This window comes from Flavobacterium sp. YJ01 (assembly GCF_029320955.1).
In the GTDB taxonomy this organism is placed as follows: domain Bacteria; phylum Bacteroidota; class Bacteroidia; order Flavobacteriales; family Flavobacteriaceae; genus Flavobacterium.
Genome location: NZ_CP119757.1, coordinates 167,145 through 187,711, shown reverse-complemented (window position 1 = coordinate 187,711; position 20,567 = coordinate 167,145). Strand labels below are relative to the sequence as shown.

General features: G+C 33.5%; 17 protein-coding genes, 1 tRNA gene and 1 pseudogene. 11 read left to right on the top strand and 8 right to left on the bottom strand.

Features of this window, described 5'->3' with window-relative positions; genetic code table 11:
• Nucleotides 1-17: 17 nt before the first annotated feature.
• The 3 genes and pseudogenes from P0R33_RS00900 to P0R33_RS00890 all read left to right on the top strand — a co-directional run bounded on the left by P0R33_RS00900 (nucleotide 18) and on the right by P0R33_RS00890 (nucleotide 3,388).
• Nucleotides 18-272 carry a DUF6755 family protein gene (locus P0R33_RS00900; RefSeq protein ID WP_082577852.1) on the top strand — a complete coding sequence of 85 codons (255 nt, stop codon included), beginning with the start codon at nucleotides 18-20 and terminating at the stop codon, nucleotides 270-272.
• Nucleotides 273-320: 48 nt separating this feature from the next.
• Nucleotides 321-883, top strand: a pseudogene (locus P0R33_RS00895) (AraC family transcriptional regulator).
• Between the two features lie 87 nt (nucleotides 884-970).
• Nucleotides 971-3,388: a heavy metal translocating P-type ATPase gene (locus P0R33_RS00890; protein WP_276173699.1), complete on the top strand. Its 2,418-nt coding sequence runs from the start codon at nucleotides 971-973 to the stop codon at nucleotides 3,386-3,388.
• A gap of 230 nt (nucleotides 3,389-3,618) precedes the next feature.
• Here P0R33_RS00890 and P0R33_RS00885 read toward each other — a convergent pair.
• Nucleotides 3,619-3,692 (bottom strand) — tRNA-Arg (locus P0R33_RS00885).
• A 113-nt stretch (nucleotides 3,693-3,805) separates the two neighbouring features.
• Between P0R33_RS00885 and P0R33_RS00880 the strand changes: the two genes are divergently transcribed.
• Entirely contained in the window at nucleotides 3,806-4,318 is a 513-nt protein-coding gene (locus tag P0R33_RS00880; RefSeq protein WP_276173698.1) for an adenine phosphoribosyltransferase, read from the top strand.
• Between the two features lies 1 nt (nucleotide 4,319).
• Here P0R33_RS00880 and P0R33_RS00875 read toward each other — a convergent pair whose 3' ends face one another.
• From P0R33_RS00875 to P0R33_RS00860, 4 genes are read right to left on the bottom strand one after another with little or no spacing between them, the layout of a single operon-like run.
• On the bottom strand, nucleotides 4,320-4,970 hold the full coding sequence (locus P0R33_RS00875; protein WP_276173697.1) for a response regulator transcription factor: 651 nt from the start codon (nucleotides 4,968-4,970) through the stop codon (nucleotides 4,320-4,322).
• Nucleotides 4,960-5,742, bottom strand: a complete 783-nt coding sequence (locus P0R33_RS00870) for an ATP-binding protein (protein WP_276173696.1) — start codon at nucleotides 5,740-5,742, stop codon at nucleotides 4,960-4,962. The genes P0R33_RS00875 and P0R33_RS00870 overlap by 11 nt, the downstream gene beginning before the upstream one ends.
• A complete protein-coding gene (locus tag P0R33_RS00865) occupies nucleotides 5,715-6,362 on the bottom strand; it encodes a hypothetical protein (RefSeq protein WP_276173695.1) in 648 nt (215 codons plus the stop codon). Before P0R33_RS00865 ends, P0R33_RS00870 begins: the two co-directional genes overlap by 28 nt.
• 6 nt (nucleotides 6,363-6,368) lie before the next feature.
• The gene (locus P0R33_RS00860; RefSeq protein WP_276173694.1) at nucleotides 6,369-6,800 is read right to left on the bottom strand and encodes a hypothetical protein; all 432 of its coding nucleotides are present in this window, start codon (nucleotides 6,798-6,800) and stop codon (nucleotides 6,369-6,371) included.
• Between the two features lie 259 nt (nucleotides 6,801-7,059).
• Between P0R33_RS00860 and P0R33_RS00855 the strand changes: the two genes are divergently transcribed.
• The 4 genes from P0R33_RS00855 (at nucleotide 7,060) to P0R33_RS00840 (ending at nucleotide 12,623) form a co-directional block, all read left to right on the top strand.
• Nucleotides 7,060-9,075, top strand: coding sequence for a hypothetical protein (locus tag P0R33_RS00855; RefSeq protein ID WP_276173693.1), 2,016 nt, complete (start codon nucleotides 7,060-7,062; stop codon nucleotides 9,073-9,075).
• A gap of 77 nt (nucleotides 9,076-9,152) precedes the next feature.
• Entirely contained in the window at nucleotides 9,153-11,303 is a 2,151-nt protein-coding gene (locus P0R33_RS00850) for a hypothetical protein (protein WP_276173692.1), read from the top strand.
• On the top strand, nucleotides 11,303-12,127 hold the full coding sequence (locus tag P0R33_RS00845; RefSeq protein WP_276173691.1) for an N-acetylmuramidase family protein: 825 nt from the start codon (nucleotides 11,303-11,305) through the stop codon (nucleotides 12,125-12,127). The genes P0R33_RS00850 and P0R33_RS00845 overlap by 1 nt, the downstream gene beginning before the upstream one ends.
• A gap of 121 nt (nucleotides 12,128-12,248) precedes the next feature.
• Nucleotides 12,249-12,623, top strand: coding sequence for a hypothetical protein (locus tag P0R33_RS00840; protein WP_276173690.1), 375 nt, complete (start codon nucleotides 12,249-12,251; stop codon nucleotides 12,621-12,623).
• Between the two features lie 178 nt (nucleotides 12,624-12,801).
• Here P0R33_RS00840 and pheT read toward each other — a convergent pair whose 3' ends face one another.
• On the bottom strand, nucleotides 12,802-15,222 hold the full coding sequence (pheT, locus tag P0R33_RS00835) for a phenylalanine--tRNA ligase subunit beta (RefSeq protein ID WP_276173689.1): 2,421 nt from the start codon (nucleotides 15,220-15,222) through the stop codon (nucleotides 12,802-12,804).
• A 273-nt stretch (nucleotides 15,223-15,495) separates the two neighbouring features.
• On the opposite strand from pheT, the gene P0R33_RS00830 reads away from it, so the two are divergent.
• The 3 genes from P0R33_RS00830 to P0R33_RS00820 all read left to right on the top strand — a co-directional run bounded on the left by P0R33_RS00830 (nucleotide 15,496) and on the right by P0R33_RS00820 (nucleotide 18,540).
• A complete protein-coding gene (locus tag P0R33_RS00830) occupies nucleotides 15,496-17,001 on the top strand; it encodes an aldehyde dehydrogenase family protein (protein ID WP_276173688.1) in 1,506 nt (501 codons plus the stop codon).
• 62 nt (nucleotides 17,002-17,063) lie between these two features.
• Nucleotides 17,064-18,098 carry an alcohol dehydrogenase AdhP gene (gene adhP, locus P0R33_RS00825; RefSeq protein WP_276173687.1) on the top strand — a complete coding sequence of 345 codons (1,035 nt, stop codon included), beginning with the start codon at nucleotides 17,064-17,066 and terminating at the stop codon, nucleotides 18,096-18,098.
• Between the two features lie 67 nt (nucleotides 18,099-18,165).
• Nucleotides 18,166-18,540, top strand: coding sequence for a DUF779 domain-containing protein (locus P0R33_RS00820; RefSeq protein WP_276175680.1), 375 nt, complete (start codon nucleotides 18,166-18,168; stop codon nucleotides 18,538-18,540).
• Nucleotides 18,541-18,696: 156 nt separating this feature from the next.
• Here the strand turns inward: P0R33_RS00820 and P0R33_RS00815 are convergent, their stop codons facing one another.
• The gene (locus tag P0R33_RS00815; RefSeq protein ID WP_276173686.1) at nucleotides 18,697-19,620 is read right to left on the bottom strand and encodes an AraC family transcriptional regulator; all 924 of its coding nucleotides are present in this window, start codon (nucleotides 19,618-19,620) and stop codon (nucleotides 18,697-18,699) included.
• Between the two features lie 73 nt (nucleotides 19,621-19,693).
• Nucleotides 19,694-20,557: a bestrophin family ion channel gene (locus P0R33_RS00810; protein WP_276173685.1), complete on the bottom strand. Its 864-nt coding sequence runs from the start codon at nucleotides 20,555-20,557 to the stop codon at nucleotides 19,694-19,696.
• Nucleotides 20,558-20,567: the final 10 nt, after the last annotated feature.

Sequence of the window (20,567 nt, the reverse complement as noted above, 5' to 3'; positions counted from 1 at the left end):
CCCTAAAATAAAAAACCATGAGTACTTTTAGAACTAGTCAGAATCAAGCCAATCCAAATAAATTAAACGCGATACTTTCTACTATTATTTTTATATTAATACTAAATGTGACTATTCAAATTTGGTTATTATATGCCGCCTTGAACAATGCTTTGGATAATAATAAAGAAATCCTTATTCCTGCATTTATAGCTTCATTGATATTATTTCTGATAGGAATCGGTTTACTTTATTACTTACCAATTGGAAATTTGAAGAATAAACGGTTATAAATTTATTTTAGAGTTTCAAATTAATATTTTCTTTAGATGTGAAGCAAAGTGATGTTGCTTATTATAAAAAATATGGTTTGTGACCGCTGTATTATGGTGGTGCAGAATGAATTGGGAAAGTTAGGCTTAAACCTAAAGAGCATAAAGCTGGGGGAGATTACACTTAGCAGCGAACCTACGACTCAAGAATTATTTAAATTGGAAAAAACGCTGCTTACATTAGGATTTGAAATCATTGACGATAAGAGAAACAGAACTGTAGAAAGAATAAAAATATAATTATTGATTTAGTACATCATCAAAAAAATGGTGTAAAAACCAATCTTTCCGATGTATTAAGCGACAAACTTCAACATGATTACAATTATTTGTCCAACCTGTTTTCCGAAGCGCAAGACACCACCATTGAAAAGTACTTCATCGCCCAAAAAATAGAAAAGATAAAAGAACTATTGGTTTATGACGAATTGTCCCTCAGTGAAATTGCATTTCACCTTAATTACTCCAGTGTTGCTTATCTAAGCAACCAGTTCAAAAAGGTAACCGGGCTTACTCCGAGCTATTTCAAGCAAAGACGGGAGGATAAAAGAAAACCATCGGATAAGGTCTAAGTAAATCTTACAAATCCATTTCATAATTCCACAACGCTTCCCACCCATATTATCCCAATTTTGTATTGTTAATTAAAGCAAAAAAAAATGGCAACAGATAAAAAGAAGCAAGTCATTTATCTTCCCTTGGAAGATGTAGAAAGCGAACATTGTGCACTCATCGTTGAAAAGGGACTGGCAAGATTGAAAAGCATAGAAACACACCAGGTAGAGCTGAACAACCGCAGGGCTGTTATCACGGTTGACAACACACAAGCGGTAGCGGAAGCGATCAAAGCAATCAAGGACTTGGGGTATGGCGTTTCGACCGTAAAAAACACGTTTCCAGTATTGGGCATGACGTGCGCCTCTTGCGCGGGCAGTGCTGAGAGCATTGTTACATACGAGCCAGGAGTGGTAAGCGCTGCTGTAAATTTTGCAACGGGTAATCTTACCGTTGAATACCTGCCCAATATGACCGATGCGGCCAAACTGCAAAAAGCGGTACAATCTATCGGTTACGATTTATTGATTGAGGATGAAACCAAACAACAGGAAACTTTAGAAGTAATCCATGCTCAAAAATTCCAGAATCTAAAAATCAATACCATTTGGGCAACTATCTTGTCTTTTCCTGTGGTTGTTATTGGGATGTTCTTTATGAATATGCCCTACGCAGACCCTATAATGTGGCTGTTTTCTACACCTGTTGTCTTATGGTTAGGCAAAGATTTTTTCATCAATGCATGGAAACAAGCTATACACCGTTCAGCCAATATGGATACACTGGTGGCACTCAGTACAGGCATTGCATATCTGTTCAGTGTATTCAATATGTTGCTGCCTGAATTTTGGCACAGGCGCGGATTACACGCCCATGTTTATTTTGAAGCGGCGTCTGTTATTATTGCATTCATTCTGCTGGGAAAATTACTGGAAGAAAAAGCCAAAGGGAATACCTCTTCAGCAATTAAAAAGCTGATGGGCCTACAGTCCAAAACCGTCATCGTGATACTACCGGACGGAACCCAAAAACAGACTGCTATTGAAGAGGTAGCTACAGGTGACGTTATTCTTGTAAAGCCGGGCGAAAAAATTGCAGTGGATGGTATAGTAACCTCAGGGAGTTCCTATGTTGATGAGAGTATGCTTAGCGGCGAGCCGATACCAGTACTAAAAAAAGGAAGTGAAAAAGTATTTGCAGGAACGATTAACCAAAAAGGGAGCTTTCAATTTAAGGCCGTTAAAGTAGGAAAAGAAACGATGCTTGCCCAAATTATCAAAACCGTACAGGATGCGCAGGGAAGCAAAGCACCTGTACAGAAATTGGTAGATAAGATTGCCGGTATATTTGTTCCTGTTGTGATAGGAATTGCCATCCTGACATTTATGTTGTGGTTTGTTTTGGATGGCGATAACGGAGTGGTACATGGATTGCTCGCAGCCGTTACGGTATTGGTTATCGCCTGTCCCTGTGCCTTGGGTTTAGCAACACCAACCGCTATTATGGTAGGTGTTGGTAAAGGTGCTGAGAATGGCATCCTGATTAAAGATGCTGAAAGCCTTGAACTGGCAAAGAAAGTTGACGCTATTGTTTTAGACAAAACCGGAACCATTACTGAGGGGCGGCCAGAGGTTACGGGTTTCAAATGGCTGAACAATGATGATGCAGCCAGCAATGTTTTATTGAGCATTGAAAAACAATCGGAGCACCCATTGGCAGAAGCCGTAGTGAAACATTTTGACGGCATACCGACACCCGCATTGTCCGGTTTTGAAAGTATAACCGGTAAAGGTGCAAAAGCCGGCCATGACAATGACACCTATTATGTGGGCAATAAAAAGTTATTGGCAGAAAACAATATCATTATTGATGACCAATTACAAATCCAGGCCGAACAATGGGGCAGCCAGTCCAAAACTGTTATTTGGTTTTTAAACAGCAGACAAGCTCTTGCTGTAATTGCAATATCTGACAATATAAAAGAAAAATCAGCACAGGCTATCCAGGAAATGCAGGCTATGGGCATTGACCTTTATATGCTTACCGGAGATAATGAAGCCACTGCGAAAGCCATTGCTGAGCAAACAGGTATCAGACATTATAAGGCAGAGGTGCTGCCCCAGCATAAAGCCGCTTTTATAAAAGAACTCCAGCAACAAGGAAAAATCGTTGCAATGGTGGGCGATGGAATCAATGACAGTACCGCCCTTGCAACTGCCGATGTTAGTATAGCAATGGGAAAAGGAAGTGATATTGCAATGGATGTAGCCAAGATGACCATTATATCATCGGATCTTACCAAAATTCCACAGGCAATAAGATTATCCAAACAGACAGTAGCTACCATAAAACAAAATCTGTTTTGGGCATTTGTCTATAATCTGATTGGTATTCCCATTGCAGCGGGCATTCTCTATCCGATAACCGGCTTTTTGCTTAACCCTATGATTGCAGGCGCTGCAATGGCATTCAGCAGTATAAGTGTGGTAAGTAACAGCTTGCGTTTAAAATGGAAAAAGTAAAACAGTAAATCTCACAAATCAATAAATAAAACAATACATGGGGCATCATACCGAAATTTGTATTTATAAATAACTTTCTAAAAAAGTAAAAAATGGAGAATAATAATCTTCAATTAAACAAATATCAATTGGCTGCTGAGTAGCCCGGATCTTTAAACTAATAAAAATAAAGTGAGATTATAAAAAAAATTGGCGTCTATTGTCTTCAATTGACGCCATTTGGCTTGTTGTGACCTCGACTGGATTCAAACCAGTAACCTTCTGAGCCGTAATCAGATGCGCTATTCAGTTGCGCCACGAGGCCTTTTTTGTTTCAACCAGCTAATTTTCGTAGCTTTGTTGATTGCTTATTGCGGGTGCAAAGATAGACATAAATGTGAGATAAACAAGGGAAAAATAACATAAAATTAAAAAAAAATGCAGTTTGAAAATTATATACGTGATATTCAGGGATTTCCAAAGGAAGGAATTTTATTTAAAGATATCACTCCTTTACTAAATAACCCCGAAGCAAGAACAAATTGTCTAAAAGTTTTGCTTGATTCTTTAAAAAATCAAAAAATTGATAAGGTTGTTGGAGCTGAAAGTCGTGGTTTTTTCTTCGGAATGTTGCTTGCTCAAGAATTAAATGCTGGATTTGTTCCTGTTCGTAAGCCAAAAAAGCTTCCTTTTGATAGAATTTCTGCATCTTATGAATTAGAATATGGTTTTGATAGTTTAGAAATGCATACAGATGCCATAAAAAAAGGAGACCGTGTTTTGATTCACGACGATGTCTTGGCAACAGGCGGAACCGCAAAAGCTGTTTGCGAATTGGTGGAAAAATTAGGAGGCGAAATTGTGCAATGCAATTTCTTAATGGAACTCACTTTTCTAAACGGAAGAGAAAAAATAAATGATTACCCCGTTTTCGCTGCTTTAACCTATTAATTCAAACAAAAACAATTTTATGCTTAATGGCATAAAGCACTAATCCGATTCGGGTTTTTATTTCAAGTTTATCAAAAAGAGATTCTCGGTAACCGTCGATAGTTTTCGGACTTAAACACATTTCTGATGCAATTTCTTTATAAGTCATTTCTGTACAGGCATGTTTGATGAAAACAATTTCTTTTTCTTTTAAATTGATTTTTTTATCATTGCTATTGACTTTATTAATCAACATTCCAGAAACTAATTCGGTGAAATAAAAACCCTTTTCAATTACACATTCAATTGCTTCTTTAAATATTTCGGGAGAAGTATCTTTTAGCAAATAACCTTTTGCTCCGTTGGTAATCATTTTTATGATAATATCTTCATCATCATTTACAGATAAAGCAATTACTTTCAAATCTGGACGACAATCTTTTAGCCATTTCATAGTGCTTAATCCGTCTAAAACTGGCATGTTTACATCTAGCAAAATAAGATCAATTTCTGCAGAAGCATTTTCTTCGATATAATCAATAAAAACTTTTCCGTTTTCAAAACGTTCGATTACTTCATAATCTCCAAAACTTTTAATTAGTAATTCTAGAGATTGAGAAAATAGTAAATGATCATCAACAATCAGAATTTTATTTTTTGAGTTAGTTTTCATAGCCTTGAGTTAATGGATATTCAATAGTTACCATCGTTCCTGTTTGATCTGAATTTATAATTAATTTGGCACCGATTAATTTTGCTCTCAATTTCATATTATTTAATCCGATTCCAGAATTTGATTTTTTAAGGTCATATCCAATTCCGAAATCTTTTAATTTCAATTTAAAAACAGAATCGGTAGCTTCGATATAAACATCAAATAAATCACTTCTAGAATGTTTTAAGCTGTTGTGGAGCGCTTCTTGAAAAATTCGATAAATGATTAATTCATGTTCTTCATTTATAGCTGGAATTGTCCCGGTTTGATGGAAATTGTATTTGATTTTCTTTAATTTTTTAATCCGTTCTAAATCTTGCTGAATGGCTTCTATGAAGTTATTTTGGAGTAAATTATCTTTGTTTATAATTCGAGAAAGAATTCTCAATTCGTCTAATGATTTTGCAAGAACGGCTTTAAGATCTTTTAATTCACTTATTTGAACATTTTTGTTACTAATCGAAATATTAAGCTGCATAATGGCAACCGAAATAATCTGCCCGATATTGTCATGCAATTCTTTACTGATTTCAGACAATGTCTGATCTTTAATTTCAATTCGAGTTTTTACAAGTTCGGACTGGAAATACAAGTCGGCTTCCATTTTTTCTACCAAATAGCTGTTTCTTTTTTTTAAAAAATAAAAGAAAATAATGACCAAAGTGACGATTAAGGTAAAGAAAACAATACCTAATGAAATAACTAATAATTGTATTTCTTTTCGCTCCATACAAATCCGATTATAAAGCAGCAATGTGCCAGAAAATTTAAAATAAACAATACCAAACTAAATACAGATTCGTCTTGTTTGATTAAAAACCAATTGATTGCCAGCATAAAAGGAGTAAAAGGAACATGAAAAACAAGAATTCCTAAAACATACCAAAAAAACACTGACTTTTTAAAATTTAAAATTTTGTTCGAATTGAAAATTTCTACTAAATATAAACAGGATAATATTAAAACTAATAATACGCCGATAGCAAAACTATAGGTAAAGGATCGATTTGTGTCTTCTTTAAAATATAAAATGTTTAAAAAGAAAGAAACAACAAATAGAATCAAAAACAGAATGGCTAAATGTTTATTATTAATTTTAGAAAGTAAGGCTCGTAGAAGTAAAATATAGGCGGTAAAACTGGCAAACATATAGAAATTGTATACATAATAATTCAGTAACCCAGTCCAATGGGTAAAATAATAGCCTACAATTTCAATTAATATTGAAAACCAGATTAAAAGTACTAAAAATTTAGCTTTATTACCAGGAAGTTTTGGAAGCGAAAATAAACCAACAAGACCTGATAAAAAAGCTAAGTAAATGATATAAGATCGTAAAAATTCAAACATAGTTTTTTAATATATTAAACTTGGTGGTCTTCCGATGTTTCCGTAGTTCATTGGTTCAAGACTTTGTATGTCAGAAGATAAAGCTTCTTTTGCAAATGCAAAGCTTTGAACTTTAGCAGTATTCTGTTCTATCTTTTTTCCTGTTGGAACTAAAAACAAAGTTGTCAAACCTGCTTTTTCTCCATGTTTTTCATCATCAGGATAAACTCCAAAATAAAAGCGAATTCCGTCTACATTATAGCCGTCTATTGCGCCGTTGGTTTTTATGTAATGAATGTAGTTTTCTAATTCTTCTAATGAATACCAAATGGCATTAGCATCTTCTTTTTGCGATTTTTTGGCAGTAAGAGAAGCTTTTCTATTGTTGTAATTCACATTTAATTGTTTGGCAAATTCTTTAGTGATTAACTGACTTGGTTTTGCGGGAGGATTTTTCATAGTTATTTATTATTGAATGGTTAAGGATTTAGTTAACAACATTTTGTATGCTGTTGAAAGACAAAATTATCTGAAACCCAAAGTTGTGGCAAGGGGAAATATCCCCTTTTTTATTTGGGTAATAATGATTCTAAAAAATGGGTTAAAGTGCTGTTACATAATATTTTATAAAAATGGAATTTTACATCGTCAGTTTTAAGGCAAAAATGATTTTTAGAATTTAAGCCTTAATCAATAATTAACTAAAAAATTAAAAATTATGTCACAACCAACAGCCCTAGGTTATCCTCATGCAGGAGCCGGAACAGTAGAAATTCTTTTAGAGAAAGAAGATGGAGCAGATTATGCAGTGCTTTTCTCGCCAGATCCTAACAATATATTATTGAGAGATGCCGGTCTGCCAATGCAGTTTTATTATTATCCAAAAGCGCCTCGTTTGGCGAAACATCCCGACGGAAGATTCAAATTTGCCATGCAGGTTTTTAAATCAGAAGGAGATTCGTCTACCGTAATTGGTGCAGAAGGATTGGAAGAAGAAGCCGGAGCTTACACCACTTTAACCAGTACAATCGATTTGCCAGAAGCTTTATTGAAAAAAGCAATCGATAAATTAAAACAAAAGCTTCACACGAATTATAATAATCAAAGACAGTCAAAACTTTTTGGATTATTTTCTTATTTGAAAGGAGTTGACAGAGATTTTAATGAAACCAATGTTAGACCGATTCAATTAACAGAAAACACGATTACAATGCATGTTGTGGGCGAAAAATCGCCAAATAACCCGTTTGGAGGCGCAAATCCGTGGACATTTAATATTCAAGGAGAAGGCGCAGGAACTACATTTGGATTGGGCGATAATGCACTTTCTGTACTTATGGGACGCAACAGTGCTTCTTTAGTCAAAAATGCATTAGAATCTGGATCGAATAATCTGGTTATCGAAAACAAAATCAAGTACAAAGGCTATATGCCAACTACAACAATTAAAACAACTGTAGATGTAAAAAAAGTACATTCTTATTTTTCTGCCAAAGCCAATGTTAGCTGGTCGTTTGTAGATGTGAATTGGGAAAGTGAGTACGAAAAAATCTTAACTCAGGGTGGAATCGTCAGCGAAATCATCACGGATAATCAGTTTTCTAACGATGAAAGAAAAAAAGTCGAAGAAGCTCTTTTTCAAAAACAAAGAGATTTTGCTTTTCAAATGGTGCAGAAACAGATTTTTGATGCGCCAGAAAAACAATTTACTCCAGCTTCGACACCTGAAAAACCAGGCGGATTTTTTAGAATTCTTTTCGGAGGCGGAAGTGTAGGAGTGAGCTTAAAACATGGAACTCAAATTAGAGAAGTAAAATTTACGGATGAAATTAAATTCTCTGCGATTGAAGTTTTAGATTCAAAAATTAGTGGAAATCTTACTCCTTTAACTCTGAAATCTGGTCCTGAAGCAAAAGCCGATCTGAAAAAATATATTACTGAAATTCAGTTAGACGAAGACTTTTCTAAGGTTCAGGTAATTGCGTCTTTAAACGGAGGTTTGATTAAACTAGACAAAGACAGCGATATTGTTAATGATAGTCCCGTAAGTCAGGTTTCTATTGAAGTTGGATATCCAGATTCTAAAGGAAAATTAATTTGGAAAAGTTCAGGTAGAATGATCGCGCCAGAAGGAACTCCGTATGTAAAAAATACGAGCAGATCGGGTAAAGAAATCGACGCTATTTTTCCAGCAACTTGGAACGATAAATCGAAAGAAAAAAATGCTTTTGTGTTTGATTTCGTAAAAAATAATGGTTCGACTAAAGTTAAAGTTCGTCAGGAAGTAATGTACGAAAAAGACAAGAGAATCAAGCTAAAAGATACAACTCGTGAATTTGAATTTGAAGGAACAAAAATCTTCGTTCCGCTACCAATTCAAAACATGATAAACTACACATTATCTACAGAAGAACTTTATGATTGCGATACATTAGAAGTGACTTTAAAAGTAGATAAAATGTCTTCTAAAAAGTTCAAGTTTACCGTAGATAATTTTGAAGATGCAATTCCGTATAGAGCTTGGTATGAGTTGGATTATACTATTAAACCAACAGAATACAAAGTAAAATATACTTGCAACGGAAAAATTGGTAAAAAATCTAAAAAGGTTTCTATTTCTACAGATTATATCAAAATAGATTATCAGGAAGGAGATGTTTTGTTTGAAATTCCAACAGGAACTGATGCTCAAAATGCGGATATTGAGAAAATCAGAGCTCCATTTATGGAATAATTTTTTTGAGTTAGTAAGCAGAAGGGAAGTCATGTCCCTTTTGTTTCTTCAAATCTTAATTATAAAACCAAAACGTTATGCCAGATTTAAATACATTTAAGCTCGAAGGAACCAAATTAGTTCCTATAAACAGGTTCAATCTTGAGCCTGCTAAACCAAGTACAGCATTTACTGCGGTGACAATGAATAAAGTAAATGACTTTAAAGTTATTGAACATCCAATTATTCATTCTATAGATATAAAACCTATTTTGGTTTTTCCACTTGTCGAAAATTATTTTCCTCTTATTGAAGGAGATAAAGCTATTAATGAAAATGATTACTTTAAGGATTATTTCAAAAATGAAATAACACTGTTTTTTCCGCAAGTCGAAATTATACCCAACAACGGAACCGTTTTTTATTATGAAAATATTCCAGATAAATCAGGAAATAAAGGAGGACTTCTTGGAAAAGTAACTTTAAAATATAGTATAAAAGAAAAGCCTTTACAAAGCAATCAAAAAAGTATCGTCTTAAACTTAAAAGAAGCAGTTTTAAATCTTAAAGTAAATCTTGATTTTATAAAAGTAAATGGAATTGTTAATACTTCAACACAAGAAATTCAGTTTGATTTGATTGATGAAGCGGTAAAAATTGCATTTCTAAATTTAGTTTCAAACCTAAACGATCTTAAATGCAATATTGATCTTTTCTTCGATTTTAAAGGTTATTCCAAGATAAAAAGAAACTTTCTGTTTGCAAGAGATATTGCTGTATTAAGAAGCGACAAAATCATCAAGAAAGATCTGACGGTTACTAAAAGCACTTTACAGCCCAAATCAACGCTTATTAATAGTCCGTTAATGGTAAGGGCAGATTTGCAGATAAAAGTGGCACCTAAGACCATTATATCAGGAATTCAGTTAGAAAACAGCATTAAAACTAATGTTCAAGAAGAATATGTAAAAAGTACTTTCCTCTTAAAGATCAATAAAACGTTGAGTTATCCGATTGGTGCAGATCCTACCACAAGTTTGTACAAAACAATTGGTGGCGGATTTGTAAATATTCCGTTTAATTTAAATGAAGATTTTTCTCAGTTCAAGCAGATTTTTGTGGCAGGTTTTAATTTTAGTAGGCTTTCTATTTATAAATCTATGGTTCAGCCAAATACCTTTTTACTGATTCCTAAAGTTTATAGTTTGTCTAAAGATTTAAACACGATGAAGCCTTGCATTTCGACAATTTTTCATGCTTATGAAGAAGACGCTGGAACTGCGGAAGAAATTTCGAGAATAAGTTTTCAGTTTGCAATTGGTCCGAATCTTTCAGAATTTGATCTTGCAAAACTAAAAATTGCGCTTCTGCAGAATAATTTTCTTGACGGAGCTACAACCGATTATTTTGATAAAGTGCAGTTTATGTTTCCAAATGATATTGGTGCAGAGTACGATGTAAGCGGGAATTATTTTTTACAGCAATCTGAAATTTCTACAGACGGAAAGCACTTTCTTTTTGATCTTTCTACAGAAAATTTGTCTGAAGCTAGCATCATGATTAATGCCTTAAATAATACAATTTCGCAATATGCAAACATTAATTTTCAGCATAAAGAAATTAAAGATTCAAGTATAATCGAATTGAATATTGAAAAAACAATTGGCGAAATTATAGAAGCGGTAATCGATAATACGGCAAAGAAAATTCAGATTGAAAACCAATCGATTTCAAATTGCAAACTAAATTCGGTTTTATTGGTCAACAATCAAAATTCGACTTATATAAATAGTGCTTTTTTTAAAACGTATCCGCAACTAATCAGTAACGATATTAAACTGCTGGATTTTTCAGCTTTAAATCCGAACGTTTCTGGCGAATTGAAAAATGTGTTTTTTGATTTTGAAAACATAGAAAATATAAGTTCAGAATTTACTCAGATTGTTTCTCAATCAACATCTTACAATAGATATATTCAAGTTCAGATTAAAAGTCAAAACGCAACGACAAATAAAATCACAATCGAGTTAACGGTTCAGGAAACGGGAAGTAAGTTTACGATTGAACGTTTGAAATCTGAATTTTCTACTCCAATCTTATTCAATTTTATTATCAAAAACACCATTGTAAATAATACTTTGATTTCTTATAAAGTCAATTATTTCGATAAAAATGATAATCTGACTGGCACTAAAAACGATGTTTTTGACTTCTCAAGAGCATCAATAATAATCATAAATAAAAAATAATGAAAACAATAAAAGCAGGAGCAAAGTCTCCAGAGGTTTATTATCTAAATGAACTTTTGGCTAAATTAAAATACAATGTAATTGTTTCAGATTATTTTGGAACAGCGACAGATAAAGCAATCAGAGATTTTCAATCTAAAAATAATCTGGTTGTTGATGGAGTTGTCGGATTAAAAACCTGGTCAACACTTTTAGAAAAAAGTAAAAACGGTTTTTCTTCAAACAATAAGTTACTTTCTGAGCAAGATTTAGTGGATTTTTCTAAACAGTTTAATTTAGAATTAGCTGTTGTGAAAGCTGTAAACGAAGTAGAAAGCAACGGAAAAGGATTTTTGATCGATGGCAGACCAAAAATTTTGTTTGAAGGGCATATTTTCTGGCGAGAATTAGAAAATAGAAATATCAATCCGAATTCATACATCAATTCGAACACGCAAGATATTCTGTTCGAAAAATATACTAAGAAATATTATGTCGGTGGAACAGCAGAATATGCTCGTTTAGAAAAAGCAAGAAACTTAGCTCAAGACAAAAGATTCATTGATGCTGCAAATAGTTCAGCTTCATGGGGATTATTTCAAATTATGGGATTTAATGCAACTTCAATCGGCTATAAAACGATCGACGAATTTGTAGAAAAAATGAATCAAAACGAAGGTGAACATTTAAAAGCATTTGGATTATTCTTAGAAAAAAACAATTTAATTGGACTTCTAAGAAATAAAAACTGGGCATCATTCGCCTTAAAATACAACGGTCCAGCTTACAAAACCAATAAGTATGATGAAAAGCTTATGAGAGCGTATCAGAAATACTCTAGATAATTGTTAATTGTAAATGGTTAATTATAAATTATAAAACTCCAAATAATGATCAATAACCAATCATTTACAGTTAATCATTAACCATTAACCATTAACCATTAATAATTAACAATTAAAAAAAATGAGTTATTTAGTAAATCAAATGATCAATTCTTTATCTAATAAAGTTTTGAAATTCGAAAAAGCCAACAGCGACCGAGATTATTCTGGCGGCGGTTGGTATGAAGAAGAAAAATATCAAATCTATTTATATCCAGATTTTAGCGCCATTTATATTAGGGAATCTTTTAGAAGTGTTTCTGGCGGTGGGCTTTATCTTCCGAATCAATCGTCTTCAAAAGAATACGGAAAATGGAATATATGCGAAGAAAACGGAAAATTATTTCTAGAAATGATTTTTGATGATAATTCCAGAGCCAAACTAGAAACAGAAAACCTCGGAACCGGAATTCAAAAACTAGGCGATCATATTTGGAATCGGTATTTGATTAGTTAGAATTTTTGTTTCAGGTTTCATGTTTAAAGTTGAAAAACTTTGAGCAAATATTTTAACCGCAAAGAGCGCAAGTTTTTTCAATAGGAACTGTATATAAGCGCAAAGTCCGCAAAGCTTTGTAAAAAAAACTTTGCGAACTTTGCGTAAACCTTCGCGTTCTTTGCGGTTTAAAAAAAACTTATCTCAAAGTTGCTCCAAGCTCACTTTCGAATGTCTGTTGCAATTTAGACATGATTTTGTCAATTTGAGCATCAGTTAATGTTTTGCTATTATCTTGAATCGTAAAACTTAATGCGTATGATTTTTTTCCTTCTGGCAATTTATCACCTTGGTAAACATCAAATAAATTAATGTCTTTCAAAAGTGATTTTTCTGTTTGTTTAGCCAAGTTGAAAATACTTTCGTAAGTTGTTTTTTCATCAATTAATAAAGCTAAATCTCTACGAACTTCAGGATATTTAGGAATCTCCGTATATTTAATTTTTCCTGTAATGATTTTTAAAACCAAATCCCAGTTGAAATCAGCATAATAAACATCTTGTTTAATGCCGAAATGTTTTAAAATAGGTTTTTTAACAACACCCATTTCAACCAAAATATCATTATTGTATGTAATTGCAGTTCCCTCAGAATAAATATCAGACTGAACTGGCGCATTAGAAATCTTTTCAATTCCTAAACGAGATAAAATCGCTTTTACATATCCTTTCAATAAAAAGAAATCTGTCGATTTTTGAGCACTTGTCCAGCTTTCTTTATTTCTGTTTCCAGAAACTAATAACGAAAGGTGTTTGTGTTCTTCGTATCCATTCAAATACTTATGATATGTTTTTCCGAATTCAAATAATTTTAAATCCGAATTTCTTCTATTAATGTTGTATGAAACAGCTTCAAGTCCAGAAAATAATAAAGACTGGCGTAAAGTTGCTAAATCACTACTCAACGGATTCAACATAGAAACATTATGCTCTTCTTTTAATGAAGTCGATAATTTTGCATAAGCAGCTGTTGTCAATGAATTCGCCATCATTTCGTGAAAACCTTGAGAATTCAATTGAGAAGCAATTGTATTTTGAACTTTATAATCTTCTGTTCTCGGAGAATTTGCTACTGTAGCATTAAATTTCTTAGAGAAATTAATGTTGTTATAACCGTAAACTCTTAGGATTTCTTCGATTACATCAATTTCACGCTGAACATCAACGCGGTAAGCAGGAATAGTTAAGCCTAAACCAGAGTCAGAAACGCTATTTACTTTAATATCTAAAGAAACCAAAATCTTTTTGATCGTGTCTTTTGAAATTTCTTGCCCGATAATTTTAGAGACATGGCTGAAATTCAACAAAACAGAAAAATCTTCCACTTTTTTAGGATAAACTTCAACAACATCAGAAGTAATTTTTCCGCCTGCAACTTCCTGAATCAGAAGCGCTGCACGTTTTAAGGCATATTCTGTAATAGTTGGATCAATTCCTCTTTCAAATCTAAAAGAAGCATCTGTACTTAATTGATGTCTTTTTGCTGTTTTACGAATGCTAACCGGATCAAAATAGGCACTTTCTAAGAAAATAGTTGTTGTTCCTTCAGAAACTCCAGATTTTTTTCCACCAAAAACACCCGCAATACAAAGCGGACCTTTTTCGTCGCAAATCATTAAATCTTCTTTATGAAGTGTTCTTTCAACATCATCAAGAGTAACAAATTTTGTTCCTTCTTCAGCTGTTTTAACGATAATTTTTCCGTTGATTTTAGCTGCATCGAAAGCATGTAAAGGCTGTCCTAATTCATGTAGCACATAATTAGTAACGTCAACAATATTATTTTTTGGAGTTAATCCAATAGCTTTTAAACGGTCTTTTAGCCAGTTTGGAGATTCGTGCACAGAAATTCCAGAAATAGTTACACCGCAATATCTTGGGGCTAAATGATTGTCTTCAACATTTACGTCAATTTTAAGTGTACGCATATCCACTCTAAAATTGCTTACTGAAGGCGTAATCAATTCTATGTTTACACCTCGTTGCAACATCCCAGCTCTTAAATCACGTGCAGTTCCAAAATGACTCATTGCATCGGCACGGTTTGGTGTCAATCCGATTTCGAAAACTTCATCATTCGCTATTTGAAAAACTTCAGAAGCTGGAGTTCCAGGCACTAAATCTTCAGCCAAAACCATAATTCCGTCATGGCTTGTTCCTAAACCTAATTCATCTTCAGCACAGATCATTCCGTGACTTTCTTGTCCGCGGATTTTTCCTTTTTTAATGGTGAATTCTGCACCATCTTTATCATATAAAATTGTTCCGATTGTAGCAACTGGTACTTTTTGTCCCGCAGCCACGTTTGCAGCACCGCATACAATTTGTACAGGAGCTTCTAAACCAATATTAACTGTAGTAACTTTCAATCTATCAGCGTCAGGATGTTTTTCGCAAGTAATAACGTGTCCAACAACAACTCCTTCTAAACCACCTTTTATTGATTGGTATTTTTCAACAACTTCAACTTCCAGACCTAAATCTGTAAGTAATTCTGAAGTTTGTTCAGATGTCCAATCTGTTTTAATAAATTGTTTTAACCAATTGTAAGATATTTTCATTGTAACGATTTAATTCTTGAATAAGGTTACAAATATAAGGATTGCGCTTTGGAGTAAGAAAAAATTATTGGCTTTTTTCTAGCTGATTTTTATTGGAAAGAAAATGCTATCTGCTAAGTTTTTGATAATTTATCTATTAAAATTTTATTAATTAAATATTATAATTAGCTAAAAAAATCGAATGTGTAATTTTTGTGCTACAAGATGAACGAATAGTGCTATTCTGTTTCTTATTATGAAACTAAATTTGGAGTAAATCAAAAAAAGAACATTATGAATACCACAGCAAAAAGACCTGAATTTAAGGCACAATACGATAATTATATTGGTGGAAAATTTGTAGCACCAATTGCAGGAGAATACTTTGATGTAGTTTCTCCAATTGATGGAAAAGTGTTTACAAAAGCAGCACATTCTGGAAAAGCGGATTTAGAATTAGCAGTAGACACGGCTTATGAAGCATTTAAAACGTGGGGAAAAACTTCTGTAACCGAAAGAAGTATTTTACTAAATAAGATTGCACAAAAAATTGAAGATAATTTAGAATATATAGCAACAGTTGAAACAATTGATAACGGAAAACCAATTCGTGAAACACTTGCAGCTGATATTCCATTGGCAATAGATCATTTTAGATATTTTGCTGGTGTAATTCGCGCAGAAGAAAGTTCAATCGCCGAATTAGATTCGCAAACCGTTTCTATCGCATTAAGCGAACCTCTTGGTGTTGTAGCACAGATTATTCCGTGGAATTTCCCAATTTTAATGGCCGTTTGGAAAATTGCGCCAGCACTTGCTGCAGGAAATACAATCGTTTTAAAACCTGCTGAAAGCACGCCAATTTCTATTATGGTTTTAATGGAATTAATTGGAGATATTCTTCCTCCAGGAGTTCTAAACATCGTTAATGGTTTTGGAGCAGAATTAGGACGTCCGTTGGTTACTAATAAAAAAGTAGCGAAAGCAGCATTTACAGGTTCAACTACTACAGGACGTTTAGTAATGCAGTACGCGACTGAAAATATTATTCCAGTTACTTTGGAACTAGGCGGAAAATCACCCAATATTTTCTTCCCTTCTGTGGCAGATCACGACGATGATTTCTTTGATAAAGCGATTGAAGGAGCAGTTTTATTTGCTTTAAATCAAGGTGAAATCTGTACTTGTCCTTCAAGATTATTAATTCACGAAGATATTTACGATAAGTTCATTAAAAAAGTAATCGAAAGAACAGAAGCGATTGTAGCGGGGAATCCGTTGGATAAATCCACTATGATTGGTGCGCAGACTTCGATTGTTCAGAAAGAAAAAATCATGTCCTATATTAAATTAGGAAAAGAAGAAGGTGCAGAGGTTTTAACTGGAGGAGATGAAAACAAATTAGGCGGAGAATTAGAAGGCGGTTATTATATTAAACCAACGCTGTTTAAAGGTCATAACAAAATGAGAATTTTTCAAGAAGAAATTTTCGGACCTGTTCTAGCAGTTACGACTTTTAAAACTACTGAAGAAGCAATTGAAATTGCTAATGATACGATGTATGGTTTAGGTGCAGGAGTTTGGACTCGAGATGCACATGAAATTTATCAGGTTCCAAGAGCAATTCAATCGGGTCGTGTCTGGATTAATCAATACCATTCTTATCCGGCAGGAGCGCCTTTTGGAGGCTATAAACAATCTGGAATTGGTCGTGAAAACCACAAAATGATGTTAAGCCAATACCGTCAAACTAAAAACATGCTGATTTCTTATGACAAAAAGAAATTAGGATTCTTCTAAAGAATATAAACCTGGGAATAGAAAATTAATCAGGTTTTCTATTCTCGTAAAACCATAGAATTATGCTTCCTAAAACAATGAAAGCCGCGGTCGTTAGGGAATTTGGATCTCTTTTAAAAATTGAAGAGGTTGAAGTAAAACGTCCAGGCAGAAATGAAATTCTTGTAAAAGTAATTGCAAGTGGCGTTTGCCACACCGATTTACATGCTGTAGATGGAGACTGGCCTGTTAAACCAAAAATGCCATTAATTCCTGGACACGAAGCTGTTGGTTATGTTGCCGCAGTTGGTCAGGATGTAAAAAATGTAAAAGAAGGCGATGCCGTTGGTGTGCCTTGGCTTTACAGCGCGTGCGGTGGATGCGACCATTGCATTACAGGTTGGGAAACTTTATGCGACAGCCAGCAGAATGGAGGTTACAGTGTAGATGGCGGATTTGCAGAATTTGTTATTGCAGATGCCAGATATGTTGGAATTTTACCTTCAAATGTGAATTTTATCGAAATGGCTCCAATTTTGTGCGCTGGTGTTACTGTTTACAAAGGATTGAAAGAAACTGAAGTTAAACCTGGCGAATGGGTAGCAATTTCTGGAATAGGAGGTTTAGGGCACGTTGCAGTGCAATATGCAAAAGCTATGGGAATGAATGTTGCAGCAATAGATATTGGTGATGATAAATTGGAACTGGCAAAAAAATTAGGTGCAGATTTGGTTGTAAATGCCAAAAATCAAAACCCTGGAGAATTCTTAAAGAAGGAAGTCGGTGGTATGCATGGGGCATTGGTTACTGCAGTTTCTCCGATAGCTTTCAAACAAGGGCTTGAAACATTGAGAAGAAAAGGTACAATGGCATTAAACGGACTTCCTCCAGGCAATTTTGATTTGTCTATTTTCGATACGGTTCTTAATAGAATTACCATTAGAGGTTCAATTGTGGGAACTAGAAAAGACATGAAAGAAGCAATAGAATTTGCTGTCGACGGAAAAGTCAAAGCGACAGTTACTACTTCTAAATTAGAAGATGTAAATACTGTTTTTGATAAAATGAAGAAAGGTGAAATTGAAGGTAGAATTGTGTTAGATATAGCACAATCTTAACTAGTTGGTTATGTTGAAGCAGTAGACTCCTAAAAAAAGTTTACTGCTTTTTTTAAATATGAAAATGATGATTAGACGAATTGATGCCACAGAAAAAGCAATAGAATTAATAAAAGTTCTAAAAGAGAAACATGGAGATTTAATGTTTTATCAAGCTGGAGGTTGTTGCGAAGGAACACAGCCACAATGTTTTGAAAAGGGAGGTTATTACCAAAGAACCGGAGATGTTTGTATTGGAACTGTAGAAGATACCGAGTTTTGGGTAGACAAAGATCTATTTGAATATTGGAAACATGCACATTTTACTTTAACTGTAATTGATGCATTTGGAGTTGGAGGTTTTTCCTTAGAAACGCCATTGAAAAAAACATTTCAAATAGAGTATAGAATTTTCACTCCAGAAGAAGAAAAAGATTTAGAATCTGTTTTTAGGATTGAATAGTTTTTTTTTAAGGCTCAAAGGTTCAGAGTTACAAAGATGCAGAGGTTTTAAGTAATGAGAAAAAAAGCCTTCATTATAGTTTACATTATATTTTATAAATTGAATTTTTGACAAAGAAATAAACCTTTGTACCTATGAACCTATGTCCCTTTGTACCTAATTAATATAAAGTAACTGATACTGTTTCGGTGTGATTCCTTCATATTTTTTAAATAATCTGATAAAGTAATTGGCATCTTCAAAACCAGCTAAATAACAAACTTCGTTAATTTGTAAAGTTGGATTTTTCAATAAATTTTTAGCACATTTTATTTTTTCATTCAAGATATATTCAATCGGACTCATCCCAAGTTCGCGTTTGAAGAAACGATAGAAAGAAGTGGTGCTCATGCAAGCTTTTTCGCTCAGCGATTTTAAGCTCATATTTTCTTTTAAATTCTGTTTAATATATTCTGTAACTTCTTTGATTGGATTGTTACTTTCAATAAATTTTCCTTCGTCTAAAGATTTTACTGTTTGTGTCTGAATAATTCTAATCAATAATTCTTTTAAAGTCAAATCGGCTAAAACATCTTTGGTAATCGACGTACTCATACATTCTTTAATAAGCTTATTTATGGTTGTCGCCATTTCAACATTATTATAAAAGAAATAATTTTGATAGTTTAATTGCCAAAACATATTATTTCCTTCTTTAGGATATTGTTCGTTAAGGAAATTTAAGATTTCGGTAATTTTTGCGTGATCAATAGCTAAAGCAAGGCATTGTGTCGGGTTATTTTTAGAAGCTTCAGGAAAATCTATTTTCATTTCTACATTCGAAGGAACAATCACTGTTTCGCCTGGCAGATATTCAAATTCTGGATCATCAAAAAGATGCATGACTTTTTTGCCGCGAAGCATGCTTGTCACAACCAAATCATTAAATTTCAGAGGAACCATTTTGGTTGATTCGTATGTTTCAAATAAATTTAATTCACAATGGCTCAAATTGTAAATTGTTCGATTTTCAACAAGAGTTTTTAATGATTTTTCTTGTGATAATTGAAGTGGATTAACTAGAAATCGCTGGCTATTCATCGAAATTTAAATTTTTGGTGAAGACTTTAAATTTAATGAAAATAAGAATATAAAAGGCAGATTTAACGTTTTATTAAATCAGTTCTTCTACATGTTTTTTGATGTTTTCCGATATCTTTTTCGTCGGAAGATCATTTTCATCGTCGCCAAACGGATCTTCAATTTCTTCGGCAATTAACTCCAAACTCGCCAAAACGTAAAAGATAAAAACTACGACAGGAGCAACAAAATATCCTAAACTTACAGAATATCCAAATGGAAGTGTCATCGTATAAAAAAAGATGAATTTTTTGATGAAAGCGCTGTAAGAGTAGGGAATAGGTGTATTTTTAATACGTTCGCAAGCACCACAAATATCTGTAAAAGCAACCAACTCATCATTTAAAGTAATCAGCTGATCGCCAGAAATCTTTTCAGCATCATACAAATCATTAATTTTGTGATACATGATTCTTTTTAACTGATTTGGTTTGTGTTTGTGATTATCCAATTCTAGATAAACATCTTCAAACAGCATTTTACTAGTTTCTTCATCTTTTAAATGTTTGTGCAAAATGTCAGCATACATCGGAATGTATTTTCTAAAAAACTTTCTGTCATTTTCTTCTTTTAAAATTGCCGAAAGTTTAATAGCAAAATTACGGCTGTTATTTACAAGTCCACCCCAAAGTTTTCGGCCTTCCCACCAGCGATCATAAGCAGTATTGGTTCTAAAAACAAGTAAAAGAGAGATAACAAAACCAAGCATTCCGTGCATGATTGGAATGTTGTGGATATAATCGTTTTTTGTAACCTTAAAATATTCAACTTCAAGATATCCGACAACAGCAGAATAAATTCCGATGGCAATCATAATCGGAAACAGTTTGCGAACGGTATCTGATTTATGAAAATGAAAAATAAAAGTAAACCAATCCTTGGTGTTGTACGAAATCATTTAAGTTTGT